This is a genomic window from Cupriavidus sp. GW823-FHT07A04, from assembly GCF_058794615.1.
Genome location: NZ_JBXAHA010000005.1, coordinates 147,864 through 166,763 on the forward strand (window position 1 = coordinate 147,864; position 18,900 = coordinate 166,763).

At 64.7% G+C, this 18,900-nt stretch carries 22 protein-coding genes; 13 read left to right on the plus strand and 9 right to left on the minus strand.

Annotated features, from left to right (window positions below):
- Positions 1–29: 29 nt before the first annotated feature.
- On the minus strand, positions 30–902 hold the full coding sequence (locus AC1Q7Q_RS10510) for a MurR/RpiR family transcriptional regulator (RefSeq protein ID WP_492375175.1): 873 nt from the start codon (positions 900–902) through the stop codon (positions 30–32).
- A gap of 283 nt (positions 903–1,185) precedes the next feature.
- On the opposite strand from AC1Q7Q_RS10510, the gene pdxR reads away from it, so the two are divergent.
- Positions 1,186–2,688, plus strand: a complete 1,503-nt coding sequence (gene pdxR / locus AC1Q7Q_RS10515; RefSeq protein ID WP_492375174.1) for a MocR-like pyridoxine biosynthesis transcription factor PdxR — start codon at positions 1,186–1,188, stop codon at positions 2,686–2,688.
- Between the two features lie 120 nt (positions 2,689–2,808).
- Here the strand turns inward: pdxR and AC1Q7Q_RS10520 are convergent, their stop codons facing one another.
- Positions 2,809–3,375, minus strand: a complete 567-nt coding sequence (locus tag AC1Q7Q_RS10520) for a cysteine hydrolase family protein (RefSeq protein ID WP_492375173.1) — start codon at positions 3,373–3,375, stop codon at positions 2,809–2,811.
- A gap of 228 nt (positions 3,376–3,603) precedes the next feature.
- Positions 3,604–3,852: a hypothetical protein gene (locus tag AC1Q7Q_RS10525; RefSeq protein ID WP_492375172.1), complete on the minus strand. Its 249-nt coding sequence runs from the start codon at positions 3,850–3,852 to the stop codon at positions 3,604–3,606.
- Between the two features lie 9 nt (positions 3,853–3,861).
- On the opposite strand from AC1Q7Q_RS10525, the gene AC1Q7Q_RS10530 reads away from it, so the two are divergent.
- Positions 3,862–4,176, plus strand: a complete 315-nt coding sequence (locus AC1Q7Q_RS10530; RefSeq protein WP_492375171.1) for a hypothetical protein — start codon at positions 3,862–3,864, stop codon at positions 4,174–4,176.
- 56 nt (positions 4,177–4,232) lie between these two features.
- Here AC1Q7Q_RS10530 and AC1Q7Q_RS10535 read toward each other — a convergent pair whose 3' ends face one another.
- Entirely contained in the window at positions 4,233–5,150 is a 918-nt protein-coding gene (locus AC1Q7Q_RS10535) for an MBL fold metallo-hydrolase (protein WP_492375170.1), read from the minus strand.
- 121 nt (positions 5,151–5,271) lie between these two features.
- On the opposite strand from AC1Q7Q_RS10535, the gene AC1Q7Q_RS10540 reads away from it, so the two are divergent.
- On the plus strand, positions 5,272–5,721 hold the full coding sequence (locus AC1Q7Q_RS10540; protein WP_492375169.1) for a heavy metal-responsive transcriptional regulator: 450 nt from the start codon (positions 5,272–5,274) through the stop codon (positions 5,719–5,721).
- A 181-nt stretch (positions 5,722–5,902) separates the two neighbouring features.
- Here the strand turns inward: AC1Q7Q_RS10540 and AC1Q7Q_RS10545 are convergent, their stop codons facing one another.
- Positions 5,903–6,865 (minus strand): hydroxymethylglutaryl-CoA lyase, encoded by a 963-nt coding sequence (locus AC1Q7Q_RS10545; protein WP_492375168.1) that lies wholly within the window; start codon positions 6,863–6,865, stop codon positions 5,903–5,905.
- A 201-nt stretch (positions 6,866–7,066) separates the two neighbouring features.
- On the opposite strand from AC1Q7Q_RS10545, the gene AC1Q7Q_RS10550 reads away from it, so the two are divergent.
- Positions 7,067–7,981 carry a LysR family transcriptional regulator gene (locus AC1Q7Q_RS10550; RefSeq protein ID WP_492375167.1) on the plus strand — a complete coding sequence of 305 codons (915 nt, stop codon included), beginning with the start codon at positions 7,067–7,069 and terminating at the stop codon, positions 7,979–7,981.
- A gap of 21 nt (positions 7,982–8,002) precedes the next feature.
- Here the strand turns inward: AC1Q7Q_RS10550 and AC1Q7Q_RS10555 are convergent, their stop codons facing one another.
- The 3 genes from AC1Q7Q_RS10555 to AC1Q7Q_RS10565 all read right to left on the minus strand — a co-directional run bounded on the left by AC1Q7Q_RS10555 (position 8,003) and on the right by AC1Q7Q_RS10565 (position 10,748).
- Positions 8,003–8,983 (minus strand): Bug family tripartite tricarboxylate transporter substrate binding protein, encoded by a 981-nt coding sequence (locus AC1Q7Q_RS10555; protein WP_492375166.1) that lies wholly within the window; start codon positions 8,981–8,983, stop codon positions 8,003–8,005.
- Positions 8,984–9,034: 51 nt separating this feature from the next.
- Positions 9,035–9,895: an NAD(P)-dependent oxidoreductase gene (locus AC1Q7Q_RS10560; protein WP_492375165.1), complete on the minus strand. Its 861-nt coding sequence runs from the start codon at positions 9,893–9,895 to the stop codon at positions 9,035–9,037.
- 139 nt (positions 9,896–10,034) lie between these two features.
- A complete protein-coding gene (locus tag AC1Q7Q_RS10565) occupies positions 10,035–10,748 on the minus strand; it encodes a GntR family transcriptional regulator (protein WP_492375164.1) in 714 nt (237 codons plus the stop codon).
- Between the two features lie 420 nt (positions 10,749–11,168).
- Here AC1Q7Q_RS10565 and AC1Q7Q_RS10570 point away from each other — a divergent pair, with 420 nt between their 5' ends.
- Positions 11,169–11,810 (plus strand): 4-carboxy-4-hydroxy-2-oxoadipate aldolase/oxaloacetate decarboxylase, encoded by a 642-nt coding sequence (locus tag AC1Q7Q_RS10570; protein ID WP_492375163.1) that lies wholly within the window; start codon positions 11,169–11,171, stop codon positions 11,808–11,810.
- A 94-nt stretch (positions 11,811–11,904) separates the two neighbouring features.
- Here AC1Q7Q_RS10570 and AC1Q7Q_RS10575 read toward each other — a convergent pair whose 3' ends face one another.
- The gene (locus tag AC1Q7Q_RS10575) at positions 11,905–12,429 is read right to left on the minus strand and encodes a TetR/AcrR family transcriptional regulator (RefSeq protein WP_492375162.1); all 525 of its coding nucleotides are present in this window, start codon (positions 12,427–12,429) and stop codon (positions 11,905–11,907) included.
- Positions 12,430–12,669: 240 nt separating this feature from the next.
- On the opposite strand from AC1Q7Q_RS10575, the gene AC1Q7Q_RS10580 reads away from it, so the two are divergent.
- Genes AC1Q7Q_RS10580 through AC1Q7Q_RS10615 form a run of 8 tightly spaced genes read left to right on the plus strand, consistent with a single transcriptional unit; the run spans position 12,670 to position 18,873 of the window.
- The gene (locus AC1Q7Q_RS10580; protein WP_492375161.1) at positions 12,670–13,491 is read left to right on the plus strand and encodes an alpha/beta fold hydrolase; all 822 of its coding nucleotides are present in this window, start codon (positions 12,670–12,672) and stop codon (positions 13,489–13,491) included.
- A gap of 4 nt (positions 13,492–13,495) precedes the next feature.
- Positions 13,496–13,792 (plus strand): extradiol ring-cleavage dioxygenase, encoded by a 297-nt coding sequence (locus AC1Q7Q_RS10585; RefSeq protein WP_174425342.1) that lies wholly within the window; start codon positions 13,496–13,498, stop codon positions 13,790–13,792.
- A gap of 20 nt (positions 13,793–13,812) precedes the next feature.
- On the plus strand, positions 13,813–14,652 hold the full coding sequence (locus AC1Q7Q_RS10590; protein ID WP_492375160.1) for a DODA-type extradiol aromatic ring-opening family dioxygenase: 840 nt from the start codon (positions 13,813–13,815) through the stop codon (positions 14,650–14,652).
- 43 nt (positions 14,653–14,695) lie between these two features.
- Positions 14,696–15,040, plus strand: a complete 345-nt coding sequence (locus tag AC1Q7Q_RS10595) for a non-heme iron oxygenase ferredoxin subunit (RefSeq protein WP_416051952.1) — start codon at positions 14,696–14,698, stop codon at positions 15,038–15,040.
- A 19-nt stretch (positions 15,041–15,059) separates the two neighbouring features.
- Positions 15,060–16,460: an aromatic ring-hydroxylating dioxygenase subunit alpha gene (locus AC1Q7Q_RS10600; protein ID WP_492375159.1), complete on the plus strand. Its 1,401-nt coding sequence runs from the start codon at positions 15,060–15,062 to the stop codon at positions 16,458–16,460.
- Complete coding sequence (locus tag AC1Q7Q_RS10605) at positions 16,457–17,008, plus strand: 3-phenylpropionate/cinnamic acid dioxygenase subunit beta (protein ID WP_492375158.1); 552 nt, start codon at positions 16,457–16,459, stop codon at positions 17,006–17,008. The genes AC1Q7Q_RS10600 and AC1Q7Q_RS10605 overlap by 4 nt, the downstream gene beginning before the upstream one ends.
- Before the next feature lie 2 nt (positions 17,009–17,010).
- Positions 17,011–17,814: a 3-(cis-5,6-dihydroxycyclohexa-1,3-dien-1-yl)propanoate dehydrogenase gene (gene hcaB / locus AC1Q7Q_RS10610; RefSeq protein ID WP_492375157.1), complete on the plus strand. Its 804-nt coding sequence runs from the start codon at positions 17,011–17,013 to the stop codon at positions 17,812–17,814.
- A 30-nt stretch (positions 17,815–17,844) separates the two neighbouring features.
- Positions 17,845–18,873 (plus strand): NAD(P)H-dependent flavin oxidoreductase, encoded by a 1,029-nt coding sequence (locus tag AC1Q7Q_RS10615; protein WP_492375156.1) that lies wholly within the window; start codon positions 17,845–17,847, stop codon positions 18,871–18,873.
- Positions 18,874–18,900: the final 27 nt, after the last annotated feature.

The following is an 18,900-nucleotide window of genomic DNA, read 5'->3' on the forward strand; positions in this document are numbered from 1 at the left end:
TTCATTATTCTCCTGAAAGGAAAGGCATTCTAGAAATCGATGCTTGCCCCCTCGGGGGTGGCAGAGCTGCGTACGGCCTCGATGGCTTCGAGCCGGCGCCTTGCCTCCTCCGGGAAGCGGGCAATGAGGGCGGCAATCAAGGTCTCGCATTGCGCCAGCGCGGGTACCTTGGTATCGAACGGCGAGCCGGTCTGCACAAAGCTGCTTAGCGTGGCTGTGGCGAAGCCGGCAATCGGCGACTTCCACTCGTCGGTAAACAGGATGATTCTGGCGCCCTGGCGATGCGCCGCGGCGGCAAAGTCGATGACGCTTTTCTGATAGCGGCGGTAGTCGAAAACGACCAGCGCATCGTTAGGCCCGATGTCGACCAGTACCTCGTTCGCCCGCTCCAGGGCAGGCTCGACGAGACGGACCTTGGGCCGGATATGCGTCAGGTGCGACGCGAGCCGCGAGGCCAGGAACAAGCTCGATCGTCCGCCGGTGCAGAACACGGCGGACCGCGCATTGCCAAGCAACTCGACGGCGGTGTTGAAGTCCTCCGGCGAAGCGTGCTGCGCCACGCGCTCGACCGACATCGCCAGGCTTGCCAGCGAACCCTTCTGGAAGTCTTCTCCGAGTGCTGTGTCGCCCAGCGCGCCGAGCCGGGAGAGCGGCGAATTCATTGCCTCGTCAACCTCCGCCAGGAGTGCTCGCTGAAATGACGGGTAACCGTCGAATCCCAGCTTCACGACCAGCCGGTACACCGTCGGATCGCTGACCCCGGCTTGCCCCGCGAGGTTCGAGATGGAGGTCAGCGCGGCACTTGGGTAGCTGGCGAGCAGCGTTTCCACTACCTTCAGCTCTGACGTGGTGAAGCCGGCGGCCTGGTCTGCCAGCATTTCCCTGATTGATAACCTGGCCAAGCCGCTCTCCGAAAAGGGACTGCCCGGTCACTATGCGGTGCGGCAGTATGACGTAATGAACATTACATAACGTGAAACAAATCGGAGAATATCATTTGGGTCGCTCGGCAAAAACCGCGTAGAAACCCTCGGTTTCTCCCGACGGACGCGGCGTGTATTGTTTGTCAGTGAAGCACCCGGCTCAGCCATTAGGTTTTTTTGTAGCGTATGTTACAAAGAGCCGAACGCATCATGATGTCAGTAGCCAAGAGTCGGGGCTCAACGAGCAGAGGGAGCGAAGACTTTGAAAGAGACGCCACTGATCGACTGGCTTCTCGGGCGCAGTCACTGGGCGCAACCCGACCGATCGGGCCTCCCCTTGAACCGGCAGTTGTTCGACGACATCCGCGGTGCGATCCTTGCTGGCCAGTTGTCGGCCGGTACGCGCCTGCCGCCGACCCGCGAGGTTGCCAAAGGCCTGAGCATCGCCCGCAACACGGTCCTGTATGCGTATGAGCGCCTCACCGAAGAGGGCTATACGCTGACACAGGGCGGCAGTGGCACCTACGTCGGCAAGGCACCGCCCGATCCCGCGCTGCGCGAGCGCGTGTTCGACTTGAGCCAGGCGAGTGAGATCGCGCCGCCGCGCGAGGCATCGCGCCTGTCCGCAAGAGCCCGCGAGCTGCTCGATGGCGCCGGCGCATCGGACCGGCAGGTGGGCTCGTTCGTGCTGGGCATTCCGGATGTCAGGCAGTTTCCGCGCGCGACATGGCAGCGCCTGATCACCCAGGTCTGGAAAACCGCCTGCCAGGAACAACTGGGCTATGGCACGCGGCATGGCTGTCCGCCGCTCAAGCGCGCGCTGGCGCAATACCTGGCGCTCGCACGCGGCGTCGACTGCTCGCCCGAGCAGATCGTGGTGACGCAGGGCAGCCACCAGGCCATCGATCTGTGCGCCCGCTTGCTCGCCGATCCGGGCGATGTGGTGTGGGTGGAAGACCCGGGCTACTGGGGCGCGCGCAGCGTGTTTCGCGCCGCAGGCCTGAAGGTCGAGGCGGTGCCGGTCGACGCGCAGGGCATGCAGCCCCCCGTTGCGCCGCAGACCGCGCCCAAGCTCATCTTCGTCACCCCGTCGCACCAGTACCCCAGCGGCGTGGTAATGAGCCTGGCACGCCGACGTTTGCTCACGGAGCTGGCGCATCGCTACGGCGCCTGGATCATCGAGGACGACTACGACAGCGAGTTCCGCTACCACGGCGCGCCCCAGCCGTCGCTGCAGGGCCTCGATCCCCATCGCAACACCATCTACGTGGGCAGCTTTTCCAAGGTGCTGTACCCCGGCCTGCGGCTCGGCTTCCTGATCCTGCCGCCGTCACTGGTGGATGCCTTCGCCGTAGCGCACTCCGAGTTGTATCGCGGCGGGCAACTGCAGATCCAGACCGCGCTGGCGCTGTTTATCGCGGACGGGCACTACGCCGCCCATATCCGGCGCATGCGCAAGATCTATGGCGAGCGCCAGGCCCTCCTGACGCACGAATTGCAGCGCCGGCTTGACGGCGAGATCGATATCGTCGGCAACGATACCGGGCTGCATCTGACCGTCCTGCTGCGCGGCGCGGACGATCACCGGGTATCGCGCGCCGCGCTTGCTCACGGGATCGTGGCGCGCCCGCTGTCGTCCTACTACGCGGATCCCCGGCGCGCGCAGAACGGCCTGGTGCTGGGCTACGGCGGGGTCAGCGAGGAGGAGATCGCCCCGGCGGTGGCCCGGCTGGCGGTGGCCATCGAGTCGGTTGGCGGGGCGTGATGCGGGTGCCGGGTCAAGACGCTGCGGGCCGCCTCGGACAGCGCTCGACGACCTTGTCGCCATCCACGAACACCGAACGAACGCATTGCGAGGCTAGCGACGCGGCGTTGATCGCTGTGTCTATTGTTGTGTTGATTGTTGTGCGAACCGGCAGTCCGCCGCGCTCACCAGTTTCACGAACGGCCCGCTCAACGTCCGGTTGTGATGCGCAATGATGGCTTGTGCCGGCAGCACCGGCGTGTCCATGCTGGTATGTCCGTCCGCGACCAGCACCGGCCTGAAGCCCAGCTCCGCGGCGGCACGGCAAGTCGTGTCGACGCAGTACTCCGTCTTCATGCCGACAATGACCAGTTCGGCAATGCCGGCATCCGCCAGCCAGCCTGCCAGCCCGGTTCCGGCAAAGCAGTTGGGCCGGGCTTTATCGAACACCGTGTCCACCACCGCATCTACCGCAAGCTCGGGAAGCAATTGCGACAGCGCGCTGCCGGGCTCCAGCAGAGATCCCAGCGGGCCGGTGTGGCGCACGGCAAAGACGGGCGCGCCCGCTTCGCGGGCTCTAGCGATGAGCGTGTTGACGGTGGCGAGGACGCGCTGCCCTTCATAGGGCGCCTCTGGGCCGTTGAGCATGCCGACCTGCATGTCGATGATCAAGAGGGCGGAGCGCCCGGGGCTTGCACTGCTTGGCATGGTGTTTCTCCTGTGATGCCGGCGCGGGCGGAGAAACCAAAAGGCCCCGTCCATCGCTGGCGGGGCCTTGGGGTGAAGACTTGAGCGGCCTATTCCTGGCTCATGGTCCGACCACACGACCCGCCATCAGCGGTCGTGGTAGTGATAGTGGTCGTGGTATTGAGAGCCGGGAAGTGCATTTGCGGATCATGCAGCAGGCCGGCCGGGGCGTCAATATCCGGCGTGGCTTCAGCGCGCCAGCGCACGCCGGCGAATGTCCTCGAAATCCGCCGGCGGGGCGTGCCGCGTCAGGCGCGGGCCGGCCTGCGAAACCTGCGCGGGCAGGTCGTGCTTGAGGAGCTGGCGCAGCGTGGCGGCAGCGTCGAGCAAGCCGGGCAGGTCCATGCCGGTGTCATAGCCCATGCCGTCGAACAGATGCACCATGTCCTCGGTGGCGACGTTGCCGGTGGCGCCGGGCGCGTAGGGGCAGCCGCCCATATCCGGCGCATGCGCAAGATCTATGGCGAGCGCCAGGCCCTCCTGACGCACGAATTGCAGCGCCGGCTTGACGGCGAGATCGATATCGTCGGCACCGATACCGGGCTGCATCTGACCGTCCTGCTGCGCCGCGCGGACGATCACCGGGTATCGCGCGCCGCGCTTGCCCACGGGATCGTGGCGCGCCCGCTGTCGTCCTACTATGCCAATCCCCGGCGCTCGCGCAACGGCCTGGTGCTGGGCTACGGCGGGGTCAGCGAGGAGGAGATCGGGCCTGCGGTGGCCAAGCTGGCGTTGGCCATCGAGTCGGTCAGCAGCGCCTGATGCAGGCGTCAGGAGAGTCTGCCCGGAATGGGGAAGGCGCCGGCCTGAACGTCACCTCATTCCACCCAGGCTGGGAAGTATCCCAGTGACGTCTGTACCGGCCCATCGTGCGCCGGAACCACGACAATATCCGGATGCCTGCCCGCCAGCGCGCGAATCTGATCCACGGCATCCTGGGTTTGTTCAATGTCGCCATCCACCAACCAACGTGCTGCCCAGAACTTCGGGCTGCCAAGCTTCAATGCCTTCGCATTCCAGACTGCATCGCCCACCAGGAAGTACTGTGCACCGGAGTCGACAGAGATGAACATGCCGATCGAACCGGGGGTATGACCGAGAAGAGGAACGAGCACGACCGTGCCGTCTCCATAGAGATCCCGGCTGTTCGCGAACCCTTTGTATGACACCGGTTCGAATGCCAAGCTTTTCCATTTGATCGATTGCGCGCTGACTTGCGAGGGCCAGCTGCCGCCGACGCCAGCGGAAGGGCGCCTGATCACCGACAGCTCCGCGGGATGCACCAGCACCGTGGCATTCGGGAAGTCGCTAATGCCGCTGGCATGATCCCAGTGACTGTGGCTCAGGATAATCGTTTGAACGGGTTCCATGCCGGCGCGCAATAGCTGGTCGATCACCGGGGCCACCGGATTCTCGTACTTGAAAAACAGGCTTTGCCACCAAGGCATATCTTGCCGATATTGATCGGCCACCTTCGAGCCCAGCCCTGCGTCGAACAGCAGCGTGTCAGTGCCGTGTTTCACCAGGAACGCGGAGAAGTTACTGCTCACCTTGCGCGTGAAGCTCCCGCCGGAGTAGACCAAGGCCTCGGTAACGGATAGCTCCGCGGTTCTGATGATCGCAAAAGCTACCTTGGGTTGGCCCGAAGTCGATGGGCTGCCTGGTGCCGAGCCATTGTCGGCGATAGCGGGCATGGCAATAGCAGACAGCAGTAGAAGAACAAGCATACGAAACATGGCGTCACCTTTGTCGATGGTTCCGGGATCCTGTGGAGTGCATCCCACGCGCACCTTAAACCTTGGTGTAGACTCCAAGGTCAAGACAAATCAGGGACGTCGCGTTTGACGGGGGCCACAGGTGAACATCAGCGAGTTGGCGAAGGCAGTTGGCACGACTACAGATACCCTGCGTCACTACGAAAAGGTGGGACTGTTGGCGCCGCCCGCTCGGCTGGGCAATGGCTATCGTTCATACGACACCCAGGCCGTTCGGCACATTCAATTCATCCGTAGCGCGCAAACGCTCGGGTTCTCGCTTGCCGAGATTCGGGAAATCATCCCGCAATTGATTGGCGGCAGGTTTGGCCGGGCCGAGATAGAGCAACGCTTGAGCGCCAAGATCGGACAAATCGATGCCCATATCAAGGCGCTTCAGTCCTTGAGAAAGGAGTTGGTCGCAACGGCCAACTCCTTATCTTGTCCTCCGGGGGCTCCGGTCACCATGGCATCCGCGACTAAAGTTCCCGTGATCCATAAGGACAAGTTGCATACGGAGAAGAGAATCTCACCGCGCCCCGGCAAGCGATGACACCGTCGGACAAGGCGCGTTCTCCTTGACTCTCGCGATGAACTTCTCGATGGTTCTCATGTTCCGACCACACGACCCACCATCAGCGGTCGCGGTAGTGGTCGTGGTGTTGAGGGCAAGGAAGTGCACGCGCGTTGCCGGGTGCTGCAGGCCGGGCGGGACGTCAATATCCGGCGTGGCTTCAGCGCGCCAGCGCACGCCGGCGGATGTCCTCGAAATCCGCCGGCGGGGCGTGCCGCGTCAAGCGCGGGCCGGCCTGCGATACCTGCGCGGGCAGATCGCGCCGGAGCAGCTGGCGCAGGGTGGCGGCAGCGCCGAGCAAGCCGGGCAGGTCCATGCCCGTGTCATAGCCCATGCAGTCGAACAGATGCACCATGTCCTCGGTGGCGACGTTGCCGGTGGCGCCGGGCGCGTAGGGGCAGCCGCCGATGCCGCCAAGCGACGTGTCGAAGCGGCGGATGCCGGCTTGCACGGCAGCCACCGCATTGACCAGCCCCATGCCGCGCGTGTTGTGGAAATGGGCGGTGAATTCGAGCTTGGGAAAGCGTGCCTGCACGGCCTCGCACAGGGCCTGCACCTGGTTGGGGTACGCCATGCCGGTGGTGTCGCACAGCGTGATGCCGTGCACGCCCAGCCCGGCAAAGCGGGCGACCCATCCAAGGACAGCTTCCGCCGCGATCTCGCCTTCCATCGGGCAGCCGAATACGCAGGACAGCGAGACGTTCACCCGCACGCCGCGTTGCATGCCGAGCGCGATCACGTCCTGCAACTGGCCCAACGATTGCTCTTGCGTCATGCGCAGGTTGGCCAGGTTGTGGGTCGCGCTCACCGACATGACGAGGTTGAACTCCTCGGTGGCGGACTCCAGCGCGCGCTGCGCGCCGCGCACGTTCGGCACCAGCGCGGTGTACACCACGCCGGGCGCGCGCCGGATACGGTGCATGACCGCCTCGGCATCCTTGAGCGCCGGGATGGCCTTGGGCGACGTGAACGACGTGACTTCGATCTTGGCGAAGCCCAGCCCGCTCAGCGCATCGAGCAGGGCGACCTTGTCATCCGTCTCGATGAAATCGCACTCCATCTGGAAACCGTCGCGGGTCGCCACTTCATTGAACTCCAGGCGGATGCCTTGGCCGTGATGCATGCTTGCGCTCCTTTTGCGGGTTGCGGATGACGCGCCGGGCAGCCACCGGCGGCTTGATCCTGGTTGTGTTCGCCAAGCCGTGGTGCCGCCGTCACGGGTCGGGCCGTCCCCGCCACTCTATGGGCGCGGCGCCGTCGGCGGAATTGCGATCTCCACAATCCGGCTTCGCAAAACGCGAAGGACCCGCGCTAGAATGCGCCAATGACCTGGCCCCTCAATCCCGCCCGAGTAGATTTCGTGACGCTGCGCTTGTTCTGCGCGGTCGTGCAGACCGGCAGCATCACGCAAGGCGCGGCTGCCTGCCACCTGGCCTTGTCGGCGGCCAGCCGGCGCTTGTCGGATTTCGAGGAAACCACGGGCTTCCAGTTGCTGGAGCGTACGTCCAAAGGGGTGACGCTCACGCCCGTGGGCCATATGGCCATGCAGCATGCCATGCGCCTGTTCCAGGGTTTCGAGCGCTTCAGCGCGGAGCTGCAGGACCATTCACGCGGCTTGCTGGGCCATGTGCGGCTGTGGGCCAATATGTCCGCCCTGACGGAGTTCCTGCCCGCCAGGCTCGCCACCTTCCTGGCGCAGCATGCGGGGGTTCATGTGGAAGTCGAGGAACAACTCAGCGGCGATATCGCCCGCGCGCTGGTGGACGGCCTGGCGGATATCGGCGTGTTCTCGGAAGGCACGCCCACGGATGGCCTGGACATCAGCGATTTCCAGACCGACACGCTGGTGCTGCTGTGCTCGCGCCGCCATCCCCTTGCGCGCAAGCGGCGCGTCGATTTTGCGAGCTGCCTGGAGTACGACATGGTCGGGCTCAATCGCGGCAGTGCGTTGCTGGAACTGACCTCGCGCGCGGCGGAGCAGGCCGGGCGGCCGCTTCGGCTTCGCATCCAGGTCCGCAGCTTCGACGCGATGTGCCAGATGATTGCGGCCGACCTTGGCGTAGGCGTCCTGCCACAAGCCGTGTGCCGCGCCCAGGCCAAGGCGCTGGGGCTGCATATGGTCGGCTTGTCGGACGATTGGGCCAGCCGGCGGCTTCTGCTGGCAACGCGCTCGGGCGTGCCCTTATCCATCGCCGCGCGGCTTCTCGGGGAGCATCTGCGGCAGGCCGGTCTGCCCTGACCGGATCCCCGCCGGGCAGGCCTATTCCACCTTGGCGCCAGACTCCTTGATGATCTGGCCCCAGCGCGTGGCCTCGCTCTTCATGTAGGCCGTGTATTGCTGGGGCGTGCCGCCAAGAATGTCGGATCCCTGGGCGATCAGCTTGGCGCGCACCGCCTCATCTTTCAATGTCCTGTCGGTCGCCTCCCGCAGTTGCTTGACGATGGGCTCCGGCGTTCCTTTGGGCACCAGGATGCCCTGCCACGCGCCCATTTCCAGCGAGCTCATGCCGCTCGCTTCCTTGATCGTCGGGATCTCCGGCAGCAGCGTCGAGCGCTTGGCGCTGGTGATGGCCAGGGCTTTCAGCTTGCCGCCCTTGATCAGCGGCTGGGCGTCGCTCAGCGGCAGGAACATGAACTGCGTCGAGCCCGCGATCAGGTCGGTGATCGCCGGCGCGCTGCCCTTGTAGGCGACATGGGTCACCTGGATGCCGGTTTCCTTGGCAAAGAGCGCGCCGCCGAGATGGAGCAACGCACCGGCACCGGATGACGCGTAGTTCAGCTTGCCGGGGTTTGCCTTGGCGTAGGCCACCAGTTCATGCACGTTCTTCACCGGCAGGCCTGGCGTGGTGACCAGGACCAGCGGCACGATGGCGGTGAGCGAGACCGGCACGAAATCCGCGAACGTATCGAATTGCACGTTCTGGTACAGCGCCGGGGCCAGCACCACGGCGGAGGTGCTGTAGAAGATGGTGTAGCCATCGGCCGTGGCGCGCTTGGCCTCCGTTGCCGCGATGTTGCCGCCGGCGCCGGGCTTGTTGTCCGGCACGACGGACGTGGACAGCTGCTTGCCGAGGCCCTGCGCGACGATGCGCGCGTTGATGTCGGCCGAGCCCCCGGGCGGGAAGCCCACGATCATCCGGATCGGCTTGCCGGGATAGGTGTCCGAGGCCAGCGCGGGCGTGGCCGCGATGGCGGGCAAAACAATGGCTGCCGCCAGCAATGCATGGGCGAGTTTGTGCATGGTGTCTCCTTTTTATTTTGAAAGCGGATTCGGGCGAAGCGAGGAGGCTGGCTATGGCTGGTTGGACAGCAGCCAGCCAAGCGCGTCCTGGATCGTGGGGTTGTCCTGGATGGGATGCGCATCCAGCGCCGCGGCCGTGGCCTTGAAGCGCGCTTCGACACCGGGCAGGACCAGTGAGGGAAGCCCGGCGCGTGCAAGTTCCTTTTGCGCTTCCAGCACCTCGTGCGTGCGGCGCTTGGCATGGATGGTGTGGGTGCGGACCAGCATGTCGATAAAGCCGGCCAGCGGTGCTTCATCGATGTCGCGCAGCACGCCATAGAGCTTGTCGCGCACGCCTTGCTTCTCGGCGGCCATCAGCAGCTCCACGGACAGGGCTTCCATGCCCTTGGTGAAGACGCTGCGCAGGATCTTCAGCGAGATCGCATCACCGGCCACGCCGCCTTCCACGGCTTCGGCCTTGCCGCCGGCCGCGTTGACCAGCTTGCAGAATTCGGCGGCGGATGCGCCGGCGCACAGCAGCGGGGTGCGATGCAGCGACAGCGAGATGGCGCCCATCACGGCCACGTCGACATACGCGAGCCCGGCTGCGGATGCCGCGGCGGCGGCCTCGCGTTTGTCCTCGGGGCTGGCGGTCGTCAGGTCCGCGTAGCTTGCGCCTGCTTTCATGTGCGCATGGCAGTTGCCCGCCACGGCCAGCGCAGCCGATCCGAATACGCAGGACAAGACCCAGTCGGCCGAGGCGAGCCAGGGGCCGGTTTCCGCATGGACAGGAAGCCCCCAGGCGGTGGCGAGTTCCTTCCCCGCGGGCGAGAGGTGGGTGTCGCAGAGGTGGAGCTGCACGCCCGGCAGGCTTGCCAGGGCGGTGGCGTAGCAACGGCCGACTTCCCCCAGGCCAATGATTGCGATGTTCAAGACTATCTCCTGGCTGATTTCGGCCAAGAGTACATAAAAAAAACAGTCGCAACAATCTGAAATGACTAACCTGCGGGTATACCTCTAAATTATCGGCCCGTCTCGCGACTTTCTTCGTGGGGTCGCGCTGGATTTGTACTCAATTTGTTTTGTCGGTGGCTTCGTCCCCGGCGTCGGCATCGTGCTGCAACCCCGCCGGCGCCGAGTCCAGGCGGCGGCTCATGAAGCGCTGGTTGGAGATATGGAGGTGGACCGACATAAGCTGCGCGGCCAGCTCGCCGTTGTGCAGCTCCATCGCCAGCACGATGTCCTGGTGATGATGCAGGCTGCGCCTGAGGTCATCGAGTTCATAGAGGAAGAACGAGCGGACGATGACCGGCATGTCGATCATCGTCTCCAGCATGGACTTCAGCCGGTTGGAGCCGGATGCTTCCAGCAGCAGGCGGTGGAAGGTGCTGTTCGCCGCCTGTATTTCCGCAATGGCGTCATCCCCTTTGGCGCCGGCTTCGATCACGGCCGCCATGCGCGCGTTGCAAGCCTTGAGCGCGGCGATGGTCTGCGCATCCGCGCGCTCGGCGGCAAGCCTGGCCGCGTACGGCTCCAGCAGCGAGCGCAGGCTGAACATCTCCTCGATGTCCCAGCGCGTCCAGCCCGCGACAAACACGCCGCGGCCGGTCTGCGCCACGGCCAGCCCGTCGTCGATCAGGCGCTTGAGCGCGGCCCGCACGGGCGTCCTGCTGACGCCCATTTCCTCGGCGATGTGTTCTTCCTTCAGCTGTGTGCCCGCCGTGTAGTGACCTGCCACGATGCGCTTTTTCAGCTGCTCGTAGGTCTGTTCGCTTCCTTTTTTCATAGCTGGCTTTGTTCTTTCCGGGGCGTGCCCATACCGGGCGGCGCGCGATGTCCTCGGCGCGACGGGGATGCAATTTGCGCGCAAGCGTGCACACCATGCGCGGCGGCAATCGTATCAGACCGCATGTCGGCGCCGGAAAACGCCCTTGGAGGAGGCGGGCAGGAATGGCCGTCGTTTTGGTGAGGCGGTTGACGCACCTTTTGTTGCTTTATGTATTCAATTTGTATCCATCCTTGCTGCGCGCGGAGGGGATTCTGCTTTTTTTGGCTGTATTTTCTTTGTCCAATCCTTTCCTTGCATCTTATTGTACTTTTTTTGTATTATTCGGAGATCGCAAGCGCGCTGCAGGCGCGAGCGGGCAAGCAGGCGGCCGCAAGAGCCCCTCTACTTCAAGACACCAAAGGAAACGAAAGGAAAGCCATGACCATCTCCCCGGAACAGATCACGCGCCTGAAGGCGCTCGGCGCGGCCACGATTCACGAGGCGCAAGGGCAGAAGGGCGCGCTCGACGTTGGCCTCAAGCCGCTGGACCCCACCTTGCGCATGGCCGGGCCGGCTGTGACGGTGGACCTGCGTCCCAGCGACAACCTGATGATTCACTACGCGCTGACCAAGACCAGGCCGGGCGACGTGCTGGTGGTCGATGCCAAGGGCTTTCTCGAAGCCGGCCCATGGGGCGACCTGCTGACGCTCGCCGCGCAGAAGCTCGGCCTGGCCGGGCTTGTGGTCAACGGTTCGGTACGCGACGGCAACGCCATCATCGAGATGGGCTTCCCGGTTTTCTGCCGGGGGCTGTCGATCAAAGGCACCAACAAGCATCAGCCAGGCCGCGTGAACGTGCCGGTGAGCCTTGGCGACGTGCTGGTGAATCCCGGCGACATCATCGTGGGCGACCGCGACGGCCTGGTGGTGGTCGATGCAAACGAGGTAGACAGCGTGATTGCCAGGAGCGCCGACCGGGAGCTGAAGGAAGCGAAGATCCGCGAAGAGCTGGAGAAGGGCAAGACGATGGTCGAGCTGCTCGGGCTGGGGGATACGTTGCAGCGCTACGGGCTGGTTTGACGGCAGGTAGTGCCGCACGGCGGCAAGTATGCGGCAGCAACCCGGGGCAGCAAAGGGTCGCGGACAGGGGCACAGTTGTGCCCCTTTTTGCGATTCAAGGCGCTAGCAGCAGGCGCTCGATGCAGGCCCTGCGCTCTTCCTTCTGCGCCGCGGTACCCTGGTGGGAAAGGAGGGACTCCGACAATTCATAACTGTATAGTGCGAACGCCCTGGCGCGCGCCTCGGGGATGTCGAACCCGAGTGCGCTGAAGCACTGCGAGATATAGGACAGGCGCTTGGCATCCACCTCGTCGAGCACCTGGCGTACCCGCTCTTCCCGGCGGGCCCAGGCGCGGATGGCAAGCTCCGTTGACGCCGCTTCCTGCGCGGCGGTACCCCGGAACGGCAACGCGAGCAGATCCCGGACCAGCTCCCGGGGCGGCAGCCCGCGGCGCTCGAAGCGGTAGATGATCTGCTCGGTGGCCTCATCGCGCCATGCGGTCAGCATGCGCTGCAGCAGGTCTTCACGATCCTTGAAGTGCCAGTAAAAGCTGCCGCGCGTGACTTCCAGTTCCTTGGCCAGCACTTCGACGCGCACTGCGTCTACGCTGCGGCTGACCAGCAGATTGCGGGCAGCCATGATCCAGTCTTCCGGCGTAAGTTGGTTGCGAGGGGCTGCGGAACTTGTCCCCGTGCCTTTTGGCATAGTGCCTCCAATAAATATGGTGAGGATTGTACTTCCCTCCTTCAATGCAGTTATGTACGGTAAGGTTCTCGGCATCTCCGGGGGTAAACACCGATGAATTCGCCGGAATACTCGCTTGACCGGATCCATTTCACTTCCTACCATACACATACGTATGTGTATGGAGAAATTGAGATGAGTCAGCATGAAGGCGTCGGCTTGACCTTGACCGCCGCGGAACACCAAACCAACTACTTTGACCAGGGCACGGGCAAGCCGCTGTTCCTGCTGCATGGCTCGGGGCCGGGCGTGTCCGGCTGGTCGAACTGGAAGGGCGTAATGGGCGAACTTGCCAAGACCTTCCGCGTCATCGTTCCGGACATCGCCGGCTTCGGCTTTACCGAATTCAAGGAAGGCACGAAGTACGACATCAAGCTGTGGGTGCGGCATCTGGTCGGCATCATGGACGCACTGGATATCGAGAAGGCTTCGTTTGTCGGCAACTCCTTTGGCGGCGCGCTCTCCGTGGGCCTGGCCGTGTTCGATCCGAAGCGCGTCGAGCGCCTGGTGCTGCTGGGCACGCCGGCAGGGGAGTTCGAGCAGACGCCGGGCCTGCGCTCGGCATGGGAGTACGAGCCGTCGCCGGAGAACATGGAAAAGACAATGCGCCTGTTCCCTTTCGACCAGTCGTTCATCACCCCGGAGATGGTGCAGTCCCGCTACGAGGCCAGCGCCCGTCCCGGCGCGCAGGACGCGTTGCGCAAGCTGCTGCCCAAGCCGAATGCGCAAGGCCCGACCCTCGTCAAGGGCTTCCCGCCAGCTGCCATCGCCAAGATCGAGGCGCCTACGCTGGTGCTGCACGGACGCGAAGACCGCGTGGTGCCGCCGGCATGCGGCCAGTTGCTGGCAAGCACGATCCCGCAGGCGGACCTGCACCTGTTCGGGCAATGCGGGCACTGGGTCCAGACCGAGCGGCGCGCCGATTTCCTGAGCCTGGCCGGCAACTTCTGCGCATAAGACCATGAGCCGCAATGTCCTCGAAAAGGTCCTGCACCAGCTCACGGTGGATCGCTCGGCCAAGCAGCGCTTTCGCGACGATGCCGATGCCTACCTGCGGCGCTTTGCCCTCAGCGAGGCCCAGCGGGCCATGTTGATGCAGTTCGATGTGCTTGGCCTGCAGCAAGCGGGTGTCAACCCGATGCTGACCATGGGCTTCTGGCAGGAACTGTCCCCGGAGCGCGACATGCGCGCCTACATGAAGAAGCTGCGCCCGGTCGGCTCGGCCGAGACGTTGCACAGCGCCGCCTTGAAGCGCTAGGAACAGGAACAGGAACAAAGATGGGAAAGATCGTAGGTGGCTTCCTGGTGCCCCATGACCCGGTGATGTTCGTCGCGCCCGAGGCGCCGGCACCCGCGGTGCGCGAGCGCATGTGGAACGCCTTCAAGACTTGCGCGGCGCGGCTGGCCGGGCTGGCGCCCACCAGCGTGGTGATCGTGGGCGCGGACCACTACATGCTGTTTGGCACGGGTTGCCTGCCCAGCTACCTGATCGGCACGGGCGATGTCGATGGCCCGCTCGACGCCATGCCGGGCCTCAAGCGTGGCGTGATACCGAACAGCGAAGCGCTGGCGGCGCATATCGCTGCCGAAGGCCACGCGAACGGGTTCGACTGGGCGGTGGCGCGCGCGCTGACGGTGGACCACGCCATCGGCATTCCAAACCAGCTGATGGTGCAGCCGATGCGGGAAGCGGGCCACGCCGTGGGCACCATCCCGGTGTACCTCGCCGCCGGCGTCGACCCTTATATCCGGATGGCGCGCGCCATCCAGGTCGGCCACCAGATCCGCGATGCGGTCAGCGCTTATCCGGAGGATGAACGGGTTGTGGTGATCGGCAGCGGCGGCATCAGCCACTGGGTCGGCACGGCGGAGATGGGGCGGGTCAACGAGGCTTTCGATCGCGAGATCCTGGCTTATGCCGAACGCAACGATCTGCAGGCGCTTGCTGCGCTCAGCGACGAGTACATCCTCGCCAACGGTGGCAACGGCGGCATGGAGATTCGGAACTGGGCCTGCGCCATGGGCGCGCTGGAAGGCGCGCGCGGCGAGACCATCGCCTACGAAGCCGTCCCGGAATGGGTGACCGGCCTGGGATTTGTCCAGCTGCACCTGCAGTGACGCAATATCCGGCGCTTGCGCCGGGCAAGAAGGAATGACAGCGATGAGCAATAAAGTTTTCCTGATCCAGCGTGAAGCGCTGGCGCCGGGCCAGGTGTGCAAGGTCGAGACATCGGGCTGCCCGCTGGCTGTCTACAACATCGACGGCGAGTACTTCGCCACCAGCGATGTTTGCACGCATGCCACGGCATCCCTGTCCGAAGGCGAGATCGTCGATGGCGACCTGATCGCCTGCCCGGTCCACGACGGCCAGTTCCATATCCCGACCGGACAGGCCGTCGGGTTCCCGTGCACCGTCGACCTGCGCACTTACAAGGTCATCGTCGAGGCTGACCAGATCTACGCCGATCTCGACGAAGAGTCCGAAGCGGCGTCGTCGGCTATCTGAAGCCATTGAGAGAGTGAACATGACACACGACTGCAGCGGCAACTGCGAACGCTTGCGCAAGGATCCCGCCAGCGCGCCCCTGCGCGACCTGGATCGCCTGTTGGACCTGAACGCTGGCAGGCTGTCGCGCCGCGTCTACTGGGACCAGCGCATCTACGAGCAGGAACTGGAAAAGATCTTCGCGCGCAGCTGGCTCTTTCTCGCGCATGAATCGCAGATTCCCAAGGCGGGCGACTACGTCACCACGTATATGGCGGAAGACAACGTGATCGTGGTGCGGCAAAAGGACGCTTCCATCCGTGCCTTCCTGAACACCTGCCCGCATCGCGGCAACAAGCTGAACTTCACCGACGCGGGCAACGCGCGCAGCTTTGTCTGCAACTACCATGGCTGGAGCTTTGGCATCGATGGCGCCTTGCGTGGCATGGCGGGGCAGGAGCTGTTCGAGGCCAGCGGCATGGACCGCTCGGAACACGGCTTGCACCCGGTTGCCAAGGTAGCGAGCTACAAGGGGCTGGTGTTCGGCAACATGGATCCGGATGCGCCCTCGCTGGAGGACTTCCTGGGCGACTTCCGCTATTACCTCGACGTCATGCTGGACATGGACGGCGAGGGCACGGAGTTTGTCGGCAGCTGCGTCAAGTCGGTGATCAACTGCAACTGGAAAGTCCCGGTCGAGAACTTCATCGGTGATATCTACCACGCGCTGTGGACCCATGACTCCGCCGCGCGCGCCATGCTTGGCGGCCCGGTGGCCGAGGTCTTCAAGGATCCGGATTCGTACCATGTCAATGTCAACGGGCACGGCTGGGAATTCAACCTGGACGTCGTCGGCAATGCCGCGACCCTGGGAGACAAGGAGATCCGGAAATACCTGTACGGGATCCAGCCCAAGGTGGCCGAGCGGCTTGGCGAGTTCCGCTCGAAGATGATCGGCTCGATTTCCTCGGTCAGCGTCTTCCCGAACCTTTCCTTCCTGCCGGGGCAGAACACCTTCCGCGTCTGGCATCCGCGCGGCCCGGGCAAGATCGAGCTGCACACCTGGACCATTGTCAACAAGAGCGCGCCGCAGGACATCAAGGATCGCTGGCTGAAGGGCACCATGCTGACGTTCTCGCCCTCCGGCGTGTTCGAGATGGACGATGGCGAGAATTTCGAGTTCTCCACCCGCACCAATGCCGGCTTCGTCACGCGCCAGCAAGACCTGTACATGGGCCTGGGCCTCGACTCCCGGCTGGAGGGCAGCGAGCTGCCTGGCAATGTCTATCGCAACCAGGTGAACGAAGCCAACCACCGCGCGTTCTACCAGCGCTGGCTGGACCTGATGCAGGCGCGCGCCTGGGATGAAGTCCCGGTGCGCGACAAGCCAAGCTTGCCTGAGAGCGCGTTCGTCAACGACAGCCTGAAGGAGGTCGCATGAGCGCGCTCCCTCAACAATTGCCGCAGGCCCTGGCGCTGCAGGCGGTGGACCTTGCCACTGCGCATCGGGTGCAGCAGTTCCTCTATCGCGAGGCGCGCCTGCTCGACAGCGAGGCATGGAGCGACTGGCTGGCGCTGATGACGGACGACATCCACTACTGGATGCCGGCCATCGAGAACCGCCGCCGCGCGGACAAGCTGGGTGCCTACGGGGTGGGGCGTGGCGCGTATTTCGACGACAACCACTTCGACCTGGAACGCCGCGTGGCCCGCTTCAAGCAACCCTCCGCATGGGCCGAGGATCCGCCGACCCGCCATGTGCACGTCATCAGCAATATCGAAGCGTACGCGGGTGCGGCCGATGACGAGTTCATCGTGCATTCGGTCTTCGTCAACTACCGCAGCCGGGGCGAGGCGGACAACGATCTGTTGCTTGGCCGGCGCGAGGACGTGCTGCGCGCTCATGGCGGGGATTTCCGGATCGCCCGGCGCAAGATTGTCATCACGCAGTCCCTGCTGATGTCCAAGAACCTCAATACCTTCTTCTGACCATGGGCTGGCTCGATAACGATGTGGCATTGGTGACCGGCGCCAACTCAGGCATTGGCCTTGCGGTCACCCGCAGGTTCCTGGCGGAGGGCGCAGCCGGCGTCGGCGTGCTGGTGCGCAATGCGCAGAGCGCTGACGCCATGCGCGCAGAGTTTGGCGACCGCGTGGCGATCACCGTGGGCGACGTGCGCTCGGAAGACGCCAACGCGCAGGCGGTGCAGGCCACCGTCAAGGCCTTCGGCAAGCTCGACACCCTGGTTGGCAACGCTGGCATATGGGACCACTTCGCCACGCTGCGCAAGCTGGAGCCGGGTGTGGTCAGCGCGACCTTTCGCGAGGTGTTCGACGTCAACGTGCTGGGCTACCTGCTGGCCGCTCATGCCGCCGCGCCCGCACTGCGTGAGAGCCGCGGCAGCATGATCTTCACGCTGTCGAACGCCAGTTTTTATGCCGGCGGCGGAGGCCCGGTCTACGTGGCCTCCAAGCACGCCTGCGTGGGCCTGATCCGGCAGCTTGCTTACGAACTGGCGCCGGACATCCGCGTGAACGGCGTGGCACCCGGCGGCACGGTGACCCCGTTGAAGGGCCCGGAGGCCCTTGGCAAGCAGGAGGCCCGACTGTCGGAGATTCCCGGCTTCTCGGACGCCGTGGCCAACGCAATGCCGCTGGGCTTTATCGCCCAGCCGGAGGACCACACCGGGCACTACGTGCTGCTGGCCTCGCGCACCAATTCCCCGGCAACCACGGCCGCCATCCTGCAAAGCGACTGCGGCTGGGAAGTCCGCGGGCGGCCAGGGCGGCGCTAGCCGATCAGCATGAGACAAGAACGAGACAAGATGAACGCCCCCAACGCATCGCCCAACACATCAGCCTGCGCCTCGCACGCTGCCGTGCGCAACGTCTTCGCCCGCGCGCGTCTGCCGGTCATGGGCGCGCCCATGTTCCTGGTCTCTGGCCCGGAACTGGTGGCCGCCAGCCTCAAGGCCGGCATCGTCGGCACCTACGCCGCCCCGAACGCGCGCAACCTGGCCGCGCTCGATGCGGCGCTGGCGCAGATCGCAGCCGAGGCCGCACATCACCCGCAAGTGCCCTGGGCACTGAACATGATCGTCCACAGCAGCTATGACCGCTTCGAGGCGGAAATGGCACTGGTGGAACGGTATCGCCCAGGCATCGTGACCACGGCGCTGGGCAGCCCCCGGCGCGTGCTCGAGCGCGTGCACGGCTACGGCGGGCTGGTGATGGCGGATGTCATCTCGCCGGCACTGGCCCGCAAGGCGATCGACGCCGGAGTCGATGGCCTGGTGCTGGTCACCAGCGGTGCCGGCGGCCACACCGGCACCTATCACCCCTTCGCCTTCCTGGCGGAAGTGCGCCGCTTCTGGGACGGCCCGGTTGGGTTGGCGGGCGCCATATCCAGCGGTGCGCAGATACGGGCCGCGCAGTTGCTGGGCGCCGATTTCGTGGTGGTCGGCACCCGCCTGATCGCAACGCGGGAGAGCATGGCGGCGCCCGCTTACCGCGACATGCTGGTGGCCAGCAATATGGAGGACCTGGTGCAGTCCACCGCCGTATCGGGCGTGATGGCGAACTGGCTCAAGCCGACGGTTGCGGCGGCGGGATTCACCCCCGACAAGCTCAAGGAGGAGAAGAAGATCGATTTCTCCGGCGACATTGCCTCGGCGCCGAAGGCATGGCGGGACGTGTGGTCGGCAGGCCATGGTGTCGGCGCGATCGATGCGGTCGGCTCGGTCGAGGACGTGGTTACGGCGCTGGCTGACAGCTATGCCGCCTGCCTGGCGGGAGAAGCTGAGCAGATCCTGCAGTTGCTGCCGAGATATCGCGCAGCCCGGGCCGCCGCCTAGGCTGGCGGACAAGCAGGCAATGACCAG